At 69.7% G+C, this 16,248-nt stretch carries 16 protein-coding genes; 10 read left to right on the top strand and 6 right to left on the bottom strand.

Translation table 11 applies throughout. From position 1 onward, the window contains the following. Positions 1-11: 11 nt before the first annotated feature. Complete coding sequence (locus ABN611_RS03905; RefSeq protein ID WP_350278376.1) at positions 12-695, top strand: response regulator transcription factor; 684 nt, start codon at positions 12-14, stop codon at positions 693-695. A 2-nt stretch (positions 696-697) separates the two neighbouring features. Continuing rightward, positions 698-2,011 carry a HAMP domain-containing sensor histidine kinase gene (locus ABN611_RS03900; protein WP_350278375.1) on the top strand — a complete coding sequence of 438 codons (1,314 nt, stop codon included), beginning with the start codon at positions 698-700 and terminating at the stop codon, positions 2,009-2,011. Here ABN611_RS03900 and catC read toward each other — a convergent pair. Genes catC through ABN611_RS03880 form a run of 4 tightly spaced genes read right to left on the bottom strand, consistent with a single transcriptional unit; the run spans position 1,977 to position 5,243 of the window. Continuing rightward, entirely contained in the window at positions 1,977-2,252 is a 276-nt protein-coding gene (gene catC / locus ABN611_RS03895; RefSeq protein ID WP_350278374.1) for a muconolactone Delta-isomerase, read from the bottom strand. The two genes, ABN611_RS03900 and catC, sit on opposite strands and share 35 nt — an antisense overlap. Continuing rightward, entirely contained in the window at positions 2,252-3,097 is an 846-nt protein-coding gene (gene catA / locus ABN611_RS03890) for a catechol 1,2-dioxygenase (protein ID WP_350278373.1), read from the bottom strand. The genes catC and catA overlap by 1 nt, the downstream gene beginning before the upstream one ends. An 11-nt stretch (positions 3,098-3,108) precedes the next feature. Further along, a complete protein-coding gene (locus ABN611_RS03885; protein ID WP_350278372.1) occupies positions 3,109-4,662 on the bottom strand; it encodes a 4-hydroxyphenylacetate 3-hydroxylase N-terminal domain-containing protein in 1,554 nt (517 codons plus the stop codon). A 26-nt stretch (positions 4,663-4,688) separates the two neighbouring features. After that, the gene (locus ABN611_RS03880) at positions 4,689-5,243 is read right to left on the bottom strand and encodes a flavin reductase family protein (RefSeq protein ID WP_350278371.1); all 555 of its coding nucleotides are present in this window, start codon (positions 5,241-5,243) and stop codon (positions 4,689-4,691) included. A gap of 125 nt (positions 5,244-5,368) precedes the next feature. Between ABN611_RS03880 and ABN611_RS03875 the strand changes: the two genes are divergently transcribed. Then, a complete protein-coding gene (locus tag ABN611_RS03875) occupies positions 5,369-6,184 on the top strand; it encodes an IclR family transcriptional regulator C-terminal domain-containing protein (protein ID WP_350278370.1) in 816 nt (271 codons plus the stop codon). Here the strand turns inward: ABN611_RS03875 and ABN611_RS03870 are convergent. Further along, positions 6,178-7,059, bottom strand: coding sequence for a LysR family transcriptional regulator (locus tag ABN611_RS03870; RefSeq protein WP_350278369.1), 882 nt, complete (start codon positions 7,057-7,059; stop codon positions 6,178-6,180). The genes ABN611_RS03875 and ABN611_RS03870 overlap by 7 nt on opposite strands. Before the next feature lie 80 nt (positions 7,060-7,139). Here ABN611_RS03870 and ABN611_RS03865 point away from each other — a divergent pair, with 80 nt between their 5' ends. The 6 genes from ABN611_RS03865 to ABN611_RS03840 all read left to right on the top strand — a co-directional run bounded on the left by ABN611_RS03865 (position 7,140) and on the right by ABN611_RS03840 (position 14,418). Then, positions 7,140-8,336, top strand: coding sequence for an acetyl-CoA C-acetyltransferase (locus ABN611_RS03865; protein ID WP_350278368.1), 1,197 nt, complete (start codon positions 7,140-7,142; stop codon positions 8,334-8,336). Continuing rightward, positions 8,333-9,097, top strand: coding sequence for a 3-oxoadipate enol-lactonase (pcaD, locus tag ABN611_RS03860; RefSeq protein ID WP_350278367.1), 765 nt, complete (start codon positions 8,333-8,335; stop codon positions 9,095-9,097). Before ABN611_RS03865 ends, pcaD begins: the two co-directional genes overlap by 4 nt. Further along, the gene (locus ABN611_RS03855) at positions 9,094-9,858 is read left to right on the top strand and encodes a CoA transferase subunit A (protein WP_350278366.1); all 765 of its coding nucleotides are present in this window, start codon (positions 9,094-9,096) and stop codon (positions 9,856-9,858) included. The genes pcaD and ABN611_RS03855 overlap by 4 nt, the downstream gene beginning before the upstream one ends. Position 9,859: 1 nt before the next feature. Then, positions 9,860-10,486 carry a CoA transferase subunit B gene (locus ABN611_RS03850; protein WP_350278365.1) on the top strand — a complete coding sequence of 209 codons (627 nt, stop codon included), beginning with the start codon at positions 9,860-9,862 and terminating at the stop codon, positions 10,484-10,486. A 549-nt stretch (positions 10,487-11,035) separates the two neighbouring features. Next, a complete protein-coding gene (locus tag ABN611_RS03845) occupies positions 11,036-12,277 on the top strand; it encodes an IS256 family transposase (RefSeq protein WP_350276715.1) in 1,242 nt (413 codons plus the stop codon). A gap of 350 nt (positions 12,278-12,627) precedes the next feature. Further along, complete coding sequence (locus ABN611_RS03840) at positions 12,628-14,418, top strand: DUF222 domain-containing protein (protein WP_350278364.1); 1,791 nt, start codon at positions 12,628-12,630, stop codon at positions 14,416-14,418. 498 nt (positions 14,419-14,916) lie between these two features. Here the strand turns inward: ABN611_RS03840 and ABN611_RS03835 are convergent, their stop codons facing one another. Then, entirely contained in the window at positions 14,917-15,186 is a 270-nt protein-coding gene (locus tag ABN611_RS03835) for a hypothetical protein (RefSeq protein ID WP_350278363.1), read from the bottom strand. Between the two features lie 72 nt (positions 15,187-15,258). Here ABN611_RS03835 and ABN611_RS03830 point away from each other — a divergent pair, with 72 nt between their 5' ends. Continuing rightward, positions 15,259-16,218 carry a hypothetical protein gene (locus ABN611_RS03830; protein WP_350278362.1) on the top strand — a complete coding sequence of 320 codons (960 nt, stop codon included), beginning with the start codon at positions 15,259-15,261 and terminating at the stop codon, positions 16,216-16,218. Positions 16,219-16,248: the final 30 nt, after the last annotated feature.

Raw genomic sequence — 16,248 nt, 5'->3', positions numbered from 1 at the left:
CGCTCGGTGCCATGGCGCGGGTGCTGCTGGTCGAGGACGACGATGCGATTCGGGCGTCGCTGGGCAAGTCCCTGACGGCGGCCGGACACGTCGTGACCGCGGTCGCGGCCGGGGCCGACGGGGTCGCGGCGGTCGCGCGGGAGCGACCGGAGGTGCTGCTGCTGGATCTGGGGCTTCCGGATCTGGACGGGCGGGACGTGCTCGCAATGGTGCGGGCCGTCAGCGACGTGCCGGTGATCGTGGCGACGGCGCGTGACGACGACGCGAGCGTCGTACGGCTGCTGGACGCGGGCGCGGACGACTACGTGATCAAGCCGTTCAGCGCGGCGCAGATGGACGCCCGGATCCGCGCCGTCCTGCGGCGGCTCGGGCCGGACCAGCAGGGCGAGTCGACGGTCGAGGTCGGCGGGTTGCGGATCGATCCGCGCAGCCGCGAGGTGACCGTGGACGGCGCGGCGGTGGAGCTGACGCGCAAGGAGTTCGACCTGCTGCTGGCGTTGTCGCGGCGGCCCGGGGCCGTGGTGAGCAAGCGGGAGCTGCTCGCGGAGGTGTGGGGGCTGCCGTGGGGCGGTGGCGACCGGACGGTCGACGTCCACCTGTCGTGGCTGCGGCGGAAGCTGGGTGAGACGGCGGCTGAGCCGCGATTCCTGCACAGCGTCCGCGGCGTCGGCATCAAGCTCGCCGTGGACGGTTGAGCATGCGGCGGAGGATCTTGCTGCTGTCGGTGGGTATGACCACGCTCGTCGTGCTCGCGTTCGCAGTACCGCTGGTGATCCTGTTGCGCAGTACGACGGCCGACGAGTCGAGGGACAAGGCGCGGTACCTGGCCGAGAGCGTCGCGTACTACGTCGGCGACAAGGACCACACGAACGACGACATCACGGCGTACCTCGACGGGCTGAAGGACAAGCCGGGCCGGATCTCGGTGCGGATGCCGGACGGTACGACGCTCGGCGAGGCGCCGCCGGGCGGCGTCCCGACGCCGAAGGAAGTCCCGGCCGCGTACGGCGAGGATCCGAAGGGACCGCCCAAGATCGGTGACCCGGACTACCGCGACATCGGCGACGGCCTCGCGGTCGACGTCGGCGTCGGCACCGAGAACGGGACGGCCTCCGTCTGTCTCTACCTGACCGGCGACGAGCTGTACGCCGGCCTCGTGCCGCGCGTCCTGTTCCTCGCCGGCGGGAGCCTGCTCGTCCTGCTGCTCAGCATCGCGGGTGCCGAACTGGTGTCCCGCCGCCTCGCCCGCCCGCTGGAGGAGACCGCCGGTACGGCGGAACGCCTGGCGCGCGGCGACATGGACGCCCGCGCCCCGACGACCGGCCCCGCCGAGGTCGCGAAGGTCGGCGCCGCGCTGAACGGGCTCGCCGACCGGATCGACGAGGTGATCGCGGTCGAACGCGAAGCCGTCGCCGACCTCTCCCACCGCCTGCGCACCCCGTTGACCGCGCTCCGCCTCCAGGTCGAGGCGCTGCCGGACCGGGAGAGCGCCGAGGAACTCAACACGCAGGTCAACACCCTGGAGCGCGCGCTGACCGCGGTGATCAGCGCGGCCCGGCGGCCGCAGCGCGAGGGCCGGGTGCCGAACTCCGACGCGGTCCAGGTGACGCGGCAGCGCGCCGCGTTCTGGGAGCCGCTGTTCGAGGACCAGGGGCGTGAGCTGGCGCTCGACCTGCCGGACGCGCCGGCGATGGTGCGATCCTCCGGCGAGGACCTGGGCGCGGCGCTGGACGCCCTGGTGGAGAACGTCGTGGCGCACACGCCGGACGGCACGCCCGCGCGGATCACGCTGACCCGCGCGGACGGTCTCGTCCGCATCGTTGTCGCCGACAACGGTCCCGGGATCCCGCTCGGCGCCGGGGAACGCGGCCGCAGCGACCGCGGTTCCACCGGGCTCGGGCTGGACATCGCCCGTCGCTGCGCGGAGGCCGCCGGCGGCAGCCTCACCCTGCACCGCAACGAGGTCGTGCTGACCCTCAGACCTTCGACGGATGCCGCGCCAACGGCGTGACCTCGATCGTCATGTACGGGAACAGCGGCAGGCTCGACAGGATCTCGTGCAGCTGGTCGTTGGACTCGACGTCGAAGATGCTGATGTTCGCGTACTGACCGACGATCCGCCACAGCTCCGGCCAGACGCCGGCCTTCTGCAGCTCGATCGCCCGCTCCCGTTCGCGGGCGACCAGGCCGGCCCGGACCGTCGGGTCCAGGTCGCGCGGAAGGTGCACGTCCATCCGCACGTGGAACAGCATCAGTTCCCCTCGAGCTCGAAGTCGTACGTCGCCCGCCGGACGCCGGTGCCGTCGTCGACCGGGTCGAGGATCAGCTCGGGCTTCGTCGCCTCGGCGACGTCGGAGTCCAGCCACTCGCCGCCGGCGAAGTACAGCTGGGTGGTGATCGTCCGGTGGCCGGCGGCGCGGACCATGATGTGCAGGTGCGCGGGGCGCCACGGATGCCAGCCGGCGGCCTCGATCAGCTTGCCGGTCGGGCCGTCGGTCGGGATCTGGTACGGCGCCGGCTGCACGGTGCGGATCGCGAACCTGCCGTCGGCGCCGGTCACCACGACGCCGCGCAGGTTGCCGTCGGGCAGGTGCGGCGCGAAGCCGGAGTAGTACCCGTCGGCGTCGGCGTGCCAGATGTCGACCTCGGCGCCGGCGAGCGGCGTACCGTCCAGGTCACGGACCTGGCCGCTGAGCACCAACGGCGTACCCTTCTCGTCCTCGCGGTGCGGCAACTCGCACTCGGCCGGCAGCTTGACCTGGCCGGGAAGGTAGTACGGGCCTTCGATCGTTCCCTTCGTGCCGCGCTGAGCCGCGGCGGCGACCTCCTCGACCACGTGCTCGACGAAGACGTCCATGAACAGCGGCCATTCACCGCCCTCGCCGACCGCCATCAGCCACGCCTTCGCGGCCTGGAACTCGGGGTAGGTGACCTGCTGGTCGCGGATCGCCGTGTGCACGCCATGCAGGACGGCGGTCACGACCGCGCTGACGCGTTCGGGCGGGACGGCGGCGGTGTCCCGGGCCTTGGCCTTGAAGTTCGAGCTGGCGTTCGCGCCGGAGCCGGCGGCGGTCGGGGAATCCTGGGTGGTGGTCATGATGTGCTCCTTCAGCGGTTCAGGATCCGGCTGACGTCGGTCGGGTTGACCAGGTCCGGCACGGTCCAGCCGTCCAGGTCGTACTCGGCGAGCATGGTCTCGGCGAAGCCCTTCATCGCCGCGGTCTCGCCCTGGGCCTCGGCGGCGAACAGGATCTCGGCCTTCACGTTCTCGTGGTTGCCCGAGTAGTTGCGCTCGTACAGCTCGTGCCGGCCGCCGAACTCGGTGCCGACCGAGTCCCACAGCGCCTTCATCAGCTTGGTCCGCTCGACGGCGTCGTACCCGTTGGAGCCGCGGACGAAGCGGTCCAGGTACGGACGTACTTCGGGGGTCTTGAAGTCGATCGCGTTGGAGTTGAGGTAGATGAGGCCGGAGGCAACGTCCTGCTGGATGATCTCCTTCACCCGCGGGTAGCCGGTGATCATGAACTGCCGGTAGATCAGGCCGTAGTCGAGCTTCGGCAGTACGGTCCCGTTCGGGCCCGGGTCGGGGTTCAGCGCCATCGCGTCGGCCATGCAGCGGAACAGGTTCCGCCAGCCGATCACTTCACCGACCCGGGTCTGGACGCCGCGGAAGTCCTTGCTGCCGGTGCATTCGAGGGCCTTGAGCAACAGTCCGGCGATGAAGTCGAGCTTCACGGAGAGCCGGATGCAGCCGTGGAACGTGAACCGCGGGATGAACCCGGACTGCGGGAAGAACCCGTTGATCTTGTCCACGTCGCCGTACAGGAAGATGTTCTCCCACGGCACCAGCACCTTGTCGAAGACGAAGATCGTGTCGTTCTCGTCCATCCGGCTGGACAGCGGGTAGTCGAACGGGCTGCCCATCACGTCGGCCTGCATGGTGTACGACGGCCGGCAGATGAGCTTCACACCAGGAGCGCTCATCGGGACCGTGCAGATCAGCGCGTACTCCTTCTTCTTGATCGGCAGCCCGTAGTGCGCGATGAAGTTGTAGTTGGTGATCGCGGACCCGGTCGCCACCACCTTCGCGCCGGACACGATCACGCCCGCGTCGGTCTCCTTCTCGACCCGCATGAAGATGTCGCCCGCCTCGTCCGGCGGCAGGTTGCGGTCGACCGGCGGGTTGATGATCGCGTGGTTCCAGTACAGGACCTTCTCCTGTGACTCCTTGTACCAGCGCTTCGCGTTCTCCTCGTACGGCTGGTAGAACTCGGTGTTCCCGCCGAGGGTGCCGAGGAAGCTGGCCTTGTAGTCGGGGCTGCGGCCCATCCAGCCCCAGGTCTGGCGGGCCCAGTGCTCGATCGCGACCCGGTCCTTCTGCAGGTCCGCGGAGCTGTGCGGGGTGCGGAAGAACGGGTGCGTGTAGCCGCCGTTGCCGGTGTCGGTCGGAACCGTGATCTCGTCCTTGGTCGCCGGGTCGTGCAGGGCGTCGTACAGCCGGGCGGTCATCCGCGCCGGGTTCCGGAACGCCGGGTGCTCGGTGACGTCCTTGACGCGCTCGCCGTAGATCCAGATCTCCCGGTCGTCGCGGATCGAGTCGAGGTACTCCGCACCTGTCATCGGGCGCTTGGTGGTGGTTTCCTGCTCGACGGTCGTGGTCATGAGATGTCCTTTCCGGCACAGCCGTTTCAGAAAGTGGCAAGGGGCGTGAAGACGGCGCTGGCGTCGAACCAGCCGTGGTCCGGGCAGTCGATCGAGCCCGACCAGTGGGTCTCGACCAGACCCAGGTAGCGGAACCGGCCGCCGTGGAACAGCAGCGGGTCCCGGGCGGTGATGCCGACCGCGGCCACCTCGCCGATCACGATGAGGTGGTCGCCGCCGTCGTACGTCCGCCACGGCCGGCACGAGATCGTCGTGGCCGCGCCCTCGAGCAGCGGAGCGGTCGGACCGTCCACCCAGCCGGGGGCACGGTCTGACAGCTTGGTAGGACGTCCGGCGAAGTGCCAGGCGACGTCGAGCTGGTCGTCGGCGAGCACGTTGATCGCGAACGGCTTGCCGTCGAGGTACTGGCACGCCTTCGACGTGCGGGTCAATGTGACCTGCGCGAGCGCGGGCTCGAGCGAGACGGCGGTGAAGGCGTTCACGGTGGCGCCGTGCGGCCGGCCCTCCTCGCTGGTGCAGGTCACCACGGTCACGCCGGTGGCGAACTGGCCGAACGCGTTCCGGAGTTCTCGCGAGTCCATCAGCGTTACCTCCTTGGTTGTACGCTCTGCGTACAGCAAGTACGCTTGGCGTACGACAAGACCATGGGGTGCCCGCGAGCGACTGTCAAGAGCTCAATCAGATTTCGCGTGGAAGGATGACGCTCATGAGCGTGGAGGGGACCGAGCGCGACTACGTGCAGAGCATCGAGCGCGGATTCGCCGTACTGCTGGCGTTCGACGCCGACCATCCCAGTCCGACGCTTGCCGAGCTCGCCACCGCGACCGGGCTGTCGAGGCCCGCTGTCCGCCGGATCCTGCTCACGCTGCAGAAGCTCGGGTACGTCGCCGCGCAGGGCCCCCGGTGGACGCTGACGCCGCGCGTGCTCACGATCGGGCAGCACTACGCGGCGACGCACAGCTTCGTGGAGACCGCGCAGCCCCATCTGCTGCGCCTGGCTGAGGAGACGCAGGAGTCGGCGTCGCTCGCGCAGCTCGACGGGACCGACGTCGTGTACGTCGCCCGCGTGCAGGTGCGGCGGATCATGGCGATCTCGGTCGACGTGGGTAGCCGGGTGCCTGCGCACGCGACATCGATGGGCCGGGTGCTGATGGCGTGGTCGGACGCCGACGTGGTCGACGCGGTGCTGGCGGCCGGGCTGCCGCGGCTGGCGCAGCGGACCATCACCGATCCGACCGCCTTCCGCGATGCGCTGCACAAGGTGCGCATGGACGGGTACGCCGTCGTCGAGTCGGAGCTCGAGGACGGTCTGTTGTCGGCGTCCGTTCCGGTTCGTACGGCGGACGGCTCGGTGCTCGCGGCGCTTGCCTACTCGACGACGGTCGGCCGGCGGACCGAGGAGCAGGTCGTCGAGAAGGTCATCCCGCTGATGCAGGAGGCCGCGGCGGCGATCTCCGCGGACCTGCGGCTGCTGAGTGGCGCGCGCCGCCTCGATACCCAGGCGCGCGACGGCTTCTACTGAACCAGCGCCTTGAGAACCGCCAGTGCGCGGTCGAGGTGCGGTGCTTCGTCGTCTGCTCGCGTGGCCGCGGCGAGCTCGACGTTCGCCGAGCCGCTGAGCGCGCGGTAGGCGACGCCCGGGACGAGCAGCTCCGCCACGGGTTCCGGGACGATCGCGATGCCCAACCCGGCCGCCACGAACGTCACCAGTGTCGACGTCTCCGCCACCTCGTGCCGTACCCGCGGTTCGAACCCGGCCTCGCGGCAGCGCGCGAGCACGGTGTCGTGCATGACCGACCGCCCGCCACCGGCGTGGATCACGAATTCCTCGGCGGCCAGCTCCTCCAACCGCACCCGGCGCCGGGTGGCGAGCCGGTGCCCGTCGGGTACGGCGACGATCAGCCGATCGGCTCGCAGTACCTCGACCCGCAGCGAGTCGTCGTCGACCGGCGGGCGCAGCAGTCCGAGGTCGATCCGCCCGGTCGCGAGCGCCTGCGCCTGGTCGGGCGCGAGCATCTCGCCCTGCACCGCGACCTCGACGTCCGGAAGCTCCTCGCGCAGGGTTCGCACCAGCTGGGGCAGCAGGCTGTACGTCGCGGAACCCACGCAGCCGATCACCAGTCGTCCTTGGAGTCCCGCCGCGACCCGCTGCGCCTCGCCGGCCGCGGATGTGACCGCCGCGATGATCTGCCGGGCGCGGACCAGGTACGCCTCGCCCGCCGGGGTCAGCTCGACACGTCGCGTCGTACGCCTGAGGAGCTGCAGGCCCAGCTCGCTCTCCAGCTGGCGGATCTGCTGGGAGAGCGGCGGCTGGGCCATGTGCAGGCGGGCCGCGGCGCGGCCGAAGTGCCGCTCCTCGGCGACGGCGACGAAGTACCGCAGGTGACGGAGCTCCACCTGATTGATAGTGTCAGAGTCTCGATCCTGCGTAAATGAGTATTTCTCCATATCGATGCTCGCGACCTACCGTCGAGGGCATGAGCGATGTGGTGATCTGCGAACCGATCCGTACGCCGGTGGGCCGCTACGGCGGCGCTCTCTCCGCGCTGTCCGCGGCCGACCTCGCCACCGCCGCTCTCACCGAGCTGGTACGCCGTACCGGTCTGGGCGAGGGGGATGTCGACGACGTCGTCCTCGGCCAGTGCTACCCGAACGGCGAGGCGCCCGCGATCGGCCGGATCGCGGCGCTCGAGGCGGGCCTCGGGGTCGGCGTACCTGGTGTCCAGGTGGACCGTCGGTGCGGCTCCGGGCTGCAGGCGGTGCTGTACGCGGCCGGGATGGTCGCGACCGGCGCGGCCCGGGTGGTTGTTGCCGGGGGCACCGAGTCGATGTCGCAGGTCGAGCACTATGCGCTGGGGTTGCGGGCCGGTGTCCGCGGCAACGTCGAGCTCAACGACCGCTTGATCCGCGCCCGGGAGACCGCGGGCGGCAAGTTCCATCCGGTGCCCGGCGGGATGCTGGAGACGGCGGAGAACGTACGGCGGGAGTACGGCATCACGCGCGAGGAGCAGGACTTGTTCGCGTTGCGCTCGCATCAACGTGCGATCGCCGCTCAGGCCGAGGGGCGCTTCGCGGACGAGTTGGTGCCGGTCGAGGTGCCGGGGCGGCGGGGGACGCTTGTCACCGTTGACGAGCATCCTCGTCCAGATACGTCTCTCGAAGGGCTCGCTGCTCTGCGCCCGGTGATGAAGGTGCCTGGCGCCACCGTGACGGCCGGCAACGCCAGCGGGCAGAACGACGGTGCCGCTGTCTGTGTTGTCACCACCCGATCCGAGGCAGAGCGCCGCGGTCTGCGTCCGCTGGTGGCGCTGAAGTCCTGGGCCGTCGCCGGCGTCGGGCCAGAGGTGATGGGCATCGGTCCGGTCCCGGCGGTCGCGGCCGCGCTCGCCCGCGCCGACCTCACCCTCGACGACCTGGATCTGATCGAACTCAACGAGGCCTTCGCGTCCCAGGTCCTCGCCTGCCTGCGCGAGTGGAAGATCGACCCGACCGACGACCGGCTGAACCCGAACGGCTCCGGTATCTCACTCGGCCACCCGGTCGGCGCGACCGGTGCCCGCATCCTCGCCACTCTCGGCCGCGAACTCCACCGGCGTGAGGGGCGCTACGCGCTGGAGACGCTGTGTATCGGCGGCGGGCAGGGCATCGCCGCCGTCTTCGAGGCCGTGCGATGATCGCGCACACCGTCAGCGGCCGGCCGGACGCGCCGACCGTCGTACTGGCGAACTCGCTCGGGTCCACGTGGGAGATGTGGGACGCGAACCTGGCCGAGTGGGAGCAGCATTTCCGGGTCGTTCGCTTCGACACCCGGGGGCACGGTCGCTCGTCGGTGCCGCCCGGTCCGTACACGATCGACGACCTGGCCGACGACGTCGTCGAACTGCTCGACCTGCTCGGTATCGAGCGCGCGCACTTCGTCGGCCTGTCGCTCGGTGGGATGACCGGGATGCGCCTGGCCGCGCGCAATCCTTCGCGGGTCGATCGTCTCGTCGTGCTGTGCACCGGGGCCCGGCTCGATCCTTCGTCCGCGTGGACCGATCGCGCCGACCTCGTCCGTGCGAAGGGTACGGCGGCGGTGGCGGAGGCCGTCGTACGACGTTGGTACACGGCGGACTGGCTCGCCGAGCATCCGGACGTGCGGAAGGAGTCCGAGGAGATGGTCGCGTCGACACCGGCCGACGGGTACGCCGGCTGTTGTGAGGTGATCGCGACGATGGACCTGCTCGACGACCTGGGGACGATCACCGCGCCGACGCTGGCGATCGCGGGCGCCGAGGATCCGGCCACGCCGCCGTGGCAGCTCGAACGCATCGCCGACACGGTTGCTGACGGCAAGCTTCTCGTCGTGCCGCGCGCTGCGCATCTGGCGTCTGCGCAGCGGCCCGAGGTGGTTTCGCCGGCCGTCGTCGCGCATCTTCTGGAGGAGCGCTCATGAGTCTCGACAAGGTCGTCGGCACCGCGGAGGCCGCGGTCGCGGACATCCCCGACGGTGCGAGTCTCGCGGTCGGCGGGTTCGGGTTGGCGGGGATTCCGTGGTTCTTGATCGAGGCGCTGCTGGAACAGGGCGCTCGCGACCTCACCGTGGTTTCGAACAACTGCGGCGTCGACGGTGCGGGGCTCGGGCTGTTGCTCGAACGCGGGCGGATCAGCCGGGTGATCGCGTCGTACGTGGGAGAGAACAAGGAGTTCGCGCGGCAGTACCTCGCGGGGGAGTTGACGGTCGAGCTGACTCCGCAAGGCACACTCGCCGAGCGGCTGCGGGCGGGCGGCGCCGGGATCGGTGCGTTCTTCACCCCGACCGGCGTCGGCACGCTGGTGTCCGAGGGCGGGCTGCCCTGGCGGTACGCGCCGGACGGCACCGTCGCGGTCGCATCGCCGCCGAAGGAGGTACGGACGATCCAGGGCCGCGACATGGTGCTGGAGGAGGCGATCGTCACCGACGTCGCGCTGGTCCGCGCCGCGATCGCCGACCGCGCCGGCAACTGCGTGTTCCACGCGTCGGCCCGCAACTTCAACCCGGTCGCGGCGATGGCCGGCCGGCTGACGATCGTCGAAGCCGAGCAGGTCGTGGAGGTGGGGGAACTCGCGCCGGACGCGATCCACCTACCGGGCGTCTTCGTACAGCGCGTCGTACCGCTGACGCCGGAACAGTCAGCGCAGAAGCGGATCGAGAAGCGCACCACCCGGGAGGTATGACATGCCCTGGACCCGAGACCAGATGGCCGCGCGGGCAGCCGCGGAACTGTCGGACGGCGAATACGTGAACCTCGGCATCGGCCTGCCGACACTAGTCCCCAACCACCTGCCCGCCGGATCGTCCGTCACCTTGCAGGCCGAGAACGGGATCCTCGGCGTCGGTCCCTTCCCGTTGGAGCACGAGGTCGACCCGGACCTCATCGACGCCGGCAAACAGACCGTCACCGTCGTCCCCGGAGCGTCGTACTTCGACTCCGCGACCAGCTTCGCGATGATCCGCGGCGGCCACATCGACGTCGCGATCCTCGGCGGGATGCAGGTCTCCGCGTACGGCGACCTCGCGAACTGGCTGGTCCCCGGCTCGATCGTCAAAGGCATGGGCGGCGCGATGGACCTGGTCAACGGCGCCCGCCGCGTCATAGTCCTGATGGAACACCGGACCCGCCAAGGCGCCCCCAAACTCCTCCCCACCTGCACCCTCCCCCTAACCGGCCGCCGCACAGTCCACCGAGTAATCACCGACCTGGCAGTCCTGGACGCAGCCCAAGGCACCTTCACCCTGATCGAACTGGCCCCCGACGTAACCAAACCCATGCTCCAGGCAGCCACCGCCGCCCCCATCACCTGAAGTCCCCCGCGTGCTACGCGGCCGCTCACTTCGTCGCTCCACTCCTCAACGCACCCGCTACGCGCGCTCCCACCCCCGGCTTAGCGCCCGTACCTCTGCTTCCGGCTGGCGCCGGTTCTTCCGGCTTGCGCCGGGTTTCCGGCTACCGCCGGGCGATCCGGCATGCGCCGGCTGTTCCGGCTTGCGCCCGGCTGTTCCGGCTTGCGCCCGGCTGTTCCGGCTTGCGCCGGGTTGTCCGGCTCCGCCGGGCCGTTCGGCTACCGCCCGGCCATTCCGGCGTGCGCCGGTGTTTCCGGCTCCGCCGGGATCTTCGGGCTTACGCCGGGCTGTTGCGGCTTGCGCCGAGCCATTGCGCCTACGCCTGGCCTGTTCCGGCTTACGCCGACTGTTCCGGCTACCGCCGACTGTTCCGGCTACCGCCGACTGTTCCGAGTCGAGTCCAGCAGAGTGGTGTACGGCGAGAGCCCGGTGCGTCGCGGGAACGTGAACGCGGTCATCGGGTGATCCTTCGAGTGATCTCTCACAACCGACTCGAAGAAGGAAACCGCGATGACCGCTGGCTCCAGTATCGACCCTGCCGAGTTCCTGCACGAGCATCTCGAGCAGGCCAGCCCGGACCTGTTGCGTGAGTTGATGGAAGGGTTCATCAACACGTTGCTGTCCGCGGACGCCGACAGCGTGTGTGGTGCCGCGTTCGGCACGCGTGACCCGGGCCGGGTGAACTCCCGCAACGGATACCGCCACCGCGAGCTCGACACCCGCGTCGGCACCCTGGATGTCGCGGTCCCCAAACTTCGCGAAGGAACCTACTTTCCGGACTGGCTGCTGGAACGCCGCCGACGCGCAGAGGCGGCTCTGACGTCGGTGGTGGCGACGTGTTACCTGCTCGGGGTGTCGACACGGCGGATGGACCGGCTCGTGCAGTCGCTGGGCATCACCGGCCTGTCCCGGTCCCAGGTGTCGGTGATGGCACGTGACCTCGACGAGCTCGTGCGCGACTTCCGGGAACGGCCGCTGGACGAGGGACCGTACACGTTCCTGGCCGCGGACGCGTTGACGATGAAGGTCCGCGAGGGCGGCCGGGTGATCAAGATCGCGGTCATGGTCGCGACCGCTGTGAACGCTGATGGGTTCCGCGAGATCCTCGGGGTCGCCACTAGTACGGCCGAGTCGGGTGCGGGCTGGAACAGCTTCTTCAAGGACCTGGTCGCCCGTGGCCTCAACGGCGTCGCCCTGGTCACCTCCGACGCCCACGCCGGCCTGGTCGACGCGATCGGAGCCAATCTGCCCGGCGCGTCCTGGCAGCGTTGCCGCACCCACTACACCGCCAACCTGATGGCGACCTGCCCCAAGCATGCCTGGGGCGGGGTGAAGGCGATGCTGCACTCGGTGTTCGACCAGATCGACGCCGCCGCCGTCCACACCCAATACGACAAGCTTCTCGACCAGACCGAGCACACCCTGCCCGACGTTCACGCACACCTCGACGCCGCCCGCGACGAGGTGCTGGCCTTCACCGCGTTCCCGCGCGATGTCTGGCGACAGATCTGGTCCAACAACCCCAACGAACGCCTCAACCGCGAGATCCGCCGCCGCACCGACGTCGTCGGCATCTTCCCCGACCGCGCCTCGATCATCCGCCTCGTCGGCGCCGTTCTCGCAGAACAACACGACGAATGGGCCGACGGCCGCCGCTACCTCGGCCTCGACGTCCTCCACCGCAGCCGGCTCACCCTCATCACCAGCACCGCTCCCCAGGAGGACACCACCACAGCCACCATCAGCGCCTAACCACACAACAACGAAGGAGCAAACGTCGTACACCACTCCACAGGACTTGACCCTGTTCCGGCTTACGCCGGCTGTTCCGGCTGCCGCCGGGCGATCCGGCTTGGGCCGGGAGTTGCGGGCTGCCGCCGGCGAGGTTTGCGAGCTGCCGCTCGCGGGCGACGACCAGGGCCGACGTCCCACCCGGAACCAACCGGAACGACACGCCCGCGACCCGGCCCGCGACGACTGCGCAACCGCACCCCGACCATCCGCGCCGCAACAGCCAGAAGCAGCCGGAATCCCTTACAGGTAAGGGATTCCGGTGCATAGCCGATTTGCCCGTAACCATTTCGTGACCTACAATAGAACACATGTTCGACGATGATCTGGATGGACTCAGCGACACGGACCTGCTGTCCGTGGCCGCCGAGTACGCCCGGGCTCAAGAACAGGCCGCGGTCGGCATCCTGCGCGCCGCGCTGGCGTTTGCCGACCACAACGCCGTGGTCGAGGGCTACCAGCCGCTGCCCGGCCACGAACGGCACCTGGTCTACGGCGGCGACGGCTGCCCCGGCGTCGCCGAGTTCGCCCCGATCGAGTTCGGCGCGGTCCTCGGCATGTCCAGCGGCGCCGCCGCCTGTCTGATCGGCGAAGCCCTCGCCCTACGCCACCGCCTCCCCAAAGTGTGGGCCGCCGTACTGTCCGGCCAGGCACTGTCGTGGCGGGCCCGCAAGATCGCCCACGCCTGCCTCACCCTCTCCCAGGAAGCCGCCGCGATCGTCGACCGCCGCGTGGCCGGCATCGTCAACACCGTCACCCCGGGCAAACTCAAGTCGATCGTCACCGCCGCGGTATGGGAAGCCGACCCCGAACAGGCCGAGGCCGACGCCCGAGCAGCCGCGAAAACCCGCGGCGTGTTCGTCGCCCAGTCCGACGAACACGGCACCAAACGCATCTGGGTCCGCGCCGCCGCCGGCGCCGTGATCCGCTTCGACGCCACCATCGACGACCTCGCCCGCGCCCTCGCCATCCTCGGCGACCCCGACCCCCTCGACGAACGCCGCGCGAAGGCCATCGACTGGATCGCCGACCCCGAAGCAGCCCACTACCTCCTCCAAGTAGCCCGCTACCTCGCCCAAACCCTGCCCAACACCACACCAGCCCCCGCGCACAGCCCCGCCGACGGCGCCGAGTCGGCCGACCCTATGGACTGGGCGGACGACTTCGCCGACGACGCCGCGACGGCTCCTGCGGATCCCGGCCACCGCCCTGCCAGCGAGTCCGCCGATGACCCCTTGAGTGAGCCGTCTGGCTACTGGTGCGACAGCGAGGCCGGCTGCGAGGCCGGCTGCGAGGCCGATTGCGAGGCCGATTGCGAGGCCGATTGCGAGGCCGATTGCGAGGAGCGCGGTGCGGCCGGCGCCAGCGCGGACGTTCGGGTGGAGGGCGGCGCGGTTGGTGTGGATGGAGTGGATGATGTGGATGGTGTGGATGGTGTGGATCGGTTCTCGCGGCGGGTGCTGGCGGGTTCGCTGCCGGAGCGGTTGGCTGCGATCAAGCGTGACAGTCACCGTTACGGGCTCGGAGCCGGCAGCGGCTCAACTCAGGGGATCGGTCGGCGCCGTCGGAACCGGCACACGCTGTACGTGCACCTGACCGACAAGACCCTCGCCACCGGCCGCGGGGTGTTGCGGATCGAGGAGCTCGGCCCGTTGCTGGCGAGCCAGCTGCGCGAGCTGCTCGGGCACGCTCAGGTCGTGGTGAAGCCGGTGATCGACCTGCACGACCAGGTCAGCGTGCACAGCTACGAGATCCCCGACCGGATCCGCGAACGCGTCCGGCTACGCCACCCGGTGGACATGTTCCCCTACGGCGCCGCCGAGGCCACCGCCTCCATGGACCAAGACCACATCACCCCCTACCGCCACACCAAGACCGGGCCACCAGCCAGAACGGGCGGTCCGCCCGGGCCGGGGCAAACCAGCCTCGACAACCTCATACCGCAAAGCCGACTCCACCACCGCGCGAAAACCTTCGGCGGGTGGCGTAACCGACGCCTGCCCACCGGTGCGGTCGAGTGGATCAGCCCGCACGGGTTCCGCTTCATCGTCGACCACAACGGCACCCACCCACGTCCACACGCGCGAGCCCAGAACCACTGAGGTCAGCCTGCGCGGCGGGGTGCGAGCGTCGTTGAGTTCCGTCGCCTGCGGGTCACGAGCGCCGTTGGGGTCCGTCACCTGCTGCGTGGTCGCGATTGGTGGGTTGACCCACGGTGGGGTCGTGCGGGCGTGCAGTTCGCGCGCGGCGGGCGAGCTGCCTCGGTCTGATGCTGTCTTGAGCGCTGCGAGTAGTGCAGTCGCATCCTCGTCGGCCGCGCCGGTACTCAGCGCAGCCCGCACGCATCGGCGCGGAGCAACTGATCTCCAGTCGCGCCTCGGTGCCGTGAGGCTTCCGGCGTTGGGGTCCGGCCCTTTGGCATGGTGACGCTCGGGCGGTTGGCGCATCGGTGGAGATCGCGCTGATGTGCAGACCTGGTCGACCGGACCGGCGTATGCCTGAGTGCCCGGTCCGCGTCTATGAGCTGCCCCTCGACCTGCTGCTGTCTCAACTGGCCCCTCGAGCTGGGCCTGTATCAGCTGCCCCCGGCCGGTGCTGTCTCAACGGTGGGTTCCTCGGCTGGCGATGCGGATCATGTTGTCCGATTCGTTGTCGATAATGCCGGGACCCAACCCCGGAAGCGCGTGGTGGGCAGGCCAGTGCGCGTGGTTCGGCGCTTCGCGCAGGTTTTCGGTCAGCGCCGTATCCGGGAAGCGGGTGACGAAGCAGGCCGTATTCATGACCGTCTGTTGTCGGCGGATCACTCTGAGCGTAGCGCTGCGCTGTCGCTTGAAACAGTCGATTGCAATTTGCTGCAAGACTGTCGTCAACTGTCGGGGGCATCGGCTAGAGTCGGCGCGATCTCGAGCTCTTCGAGACTTTTTCTGGAGGGGGAACTCCATATGAAGTTGCAGCGCCTTGCGCTTGCATTGACCGGTGCGGGGCTGCTTGCTGCCACCGTCGCCTCCGTTCCGGCCGCCGCCACCGGCCAGGACGACCCGAAGCCACGCTTCGCCAAGTCGCTGACGCCGAACTCGATCAAGGCGGCCGACGCCGGCGAGCCCTGCACCAGCGATGTCATGGCGCCGAACGCCGCGGGCACCGCGCGCGACATCGGGGCGGTGCCGACGCGGCCCATCGCCTCCTACTCGGGCACGCCGTTCAAGTACGTCGGCACCCGCGCGAACTCGACCTGGTACGGCGCCGTGAACGCGTCGGGCACGCAGGTCTACTTCTACGGCCTGCTCCTGCAGGGCGGCAGCCTGTACCGCCACACGTCGTACCTGCGGGACAACGGCGAGGAAGGCACTTGGGTGCCCACCTTCAAGAAGGTCGGCACCGGCTGGACCAGCTTCAAGTCCATCGCCACGTCGAACTACAGCGTCGCGGCGCCCCGGCACGCGTACCTGTACGGCCTGAACACCAACGGCAGCCTGTACCGCTACCAGATCGTCGGCGCCGGCTTCCGGGCCCTCGGTCCGCTCCCGGGCTTCCGTGGCTTCAAGGCGATGACGGTGATCAGCGAGACCGCGACGTACGACACGCTGCTGATGACGACGAACGCCGGCGCGCTCTGGACCGTTCGCATCCCGGTCGCGGCTGGAGCGAAGCCGGTGCTGAAGCTGGTCCGGTCCTCGGGCTGGGCGGCGTACGAGTCCCTGGTTGTCCAGGGCTGCGGCAGCCGCGGTGGCGCTCTCATCACCGCCGTCGACCACAACACCCAGTCCGGCTACCTGTTCTCGATGAGCAAGGCGAACGGCACCGCTACGGTGATCACGTCGCACGGCAAGGTCCCCGAGGTCTACGACGGTGTGAGCCACGTGTCGCTCACCACGCACTACGACCAGCTGATCAGCGAGTAGGGATCTGAAGTACCTCGGCCGGGGACACCG

This window comes from Kribbella sp. HUAS MG21 (genome assembly GCF_040254265.1).
Taxonomy (GTDB): domain Bacteria; phylum Actinomycetota; class Actinomycetes; order Propionibacteriales; family Kribbellaceae; genus Kribbella.
The sequence above is the reverse complement of the archived record's forward strand: the minus strand, read 5'-3'. Positions and strand labels throughout refer to the sequence as shown.

Bases quoted from the DNA above. Each gene is read 5' to 3' on its own strand.
- ABN611_RS03905 (WP_350278376.1), top strand. From the start codon at position 12: ATGGCGCGGGTGCTGCTGGTCGAGGACGACGATGCGATTCGGGCGTCG.
- ABN611_RS03900 (WP_350278375.1), top strand. From the start codon at position 698: ATGCGGCGGAGGATCTTGCTGCTGTCGGTGGGTATGACCACGCTCGTC.
- catC (WP_350278374.1), bottom strand. From the start codon at position 2,252: ATGCTGTTCCACGTGCGGATGGACGTGCACCTTCCGCGCGACCTGGAC.
- catA (WP_350278373.1), bottom strand. From the start codon at position 3,097: ATGACCACCACCCAGGATTCCCCGACCGCCGCCGGCTCCGGCGCGAAC.
- ABN611_RS03885 (WP_350278372.1), bottom strand. From the start codon at position 4,662: ATGACCACGACCGTCGAGCAGGAAACCACCACCAAGCGCCCGATGACA.
- ABN611_RS03880 (WP_350278371.1), bottom strand. From the start codon at position 5,243: ATGGACTCGCGAGAACTCCGGAACGCGTTCGGCCAGTTCGCCACCGGC.
- ABN611_RS03875 (WP_350278370.1), top strand. From the start codon at position 5,369: ATGAGCGTGGAGGGGACCGAGCGCGACTACGTGCAGAGCATCGAGCGC.
- ABN611_RS03865 (WP_350278368.1), top strand. From the start codon at position 7,140: ATGAGCGATGTGGTGATCTGCGAACCGATCCGTACGCCGGTGGGCCGC.
- pcaD (WP_350278367.1), top strand. From the start codon at position 8,333: ATGATCGCGCACACCGTCAGCGGCCGGCCGGACGCGCCGACCGTCGTA.
- ABN611_RS03855 (WP_350278366.1), top strand. From the start codon at position 9,094: ATGAGTCTCGACAAGGTCGTCGGCACCGCGGAGGCCGCGGTCGCGGAC.
- ABN611_RS03850 (WP_350278365.1), top strand. From the start codon at position 9,860: ATGCCCTGGACCCGAGACCAGATGGCCGCGCGGGCAGCCGCGGAACTG.
- ABN611_RS03845 (WP_350276715.1), top strand. From the start codon at position 11,036: ATGACCGCTGGCTCCAGTATCGACCCTGCCGAGTTCCTGCACGAGCAT.
- ABN611_RS03840 (WP_350278364.1), top strand. From the start codon at position 12,628: ATGTTCGACGATGATCTGGATGGACTCAGCGACACGGACCTGCTGTCC.
- ABN611_RS03830 (WP_350278362.1), top strand. From the start codon at position 15,259: ATGAAGTTGCAGCGCCTTGCGCTTGCATTGACCGGTGCGGGGCTGCTT.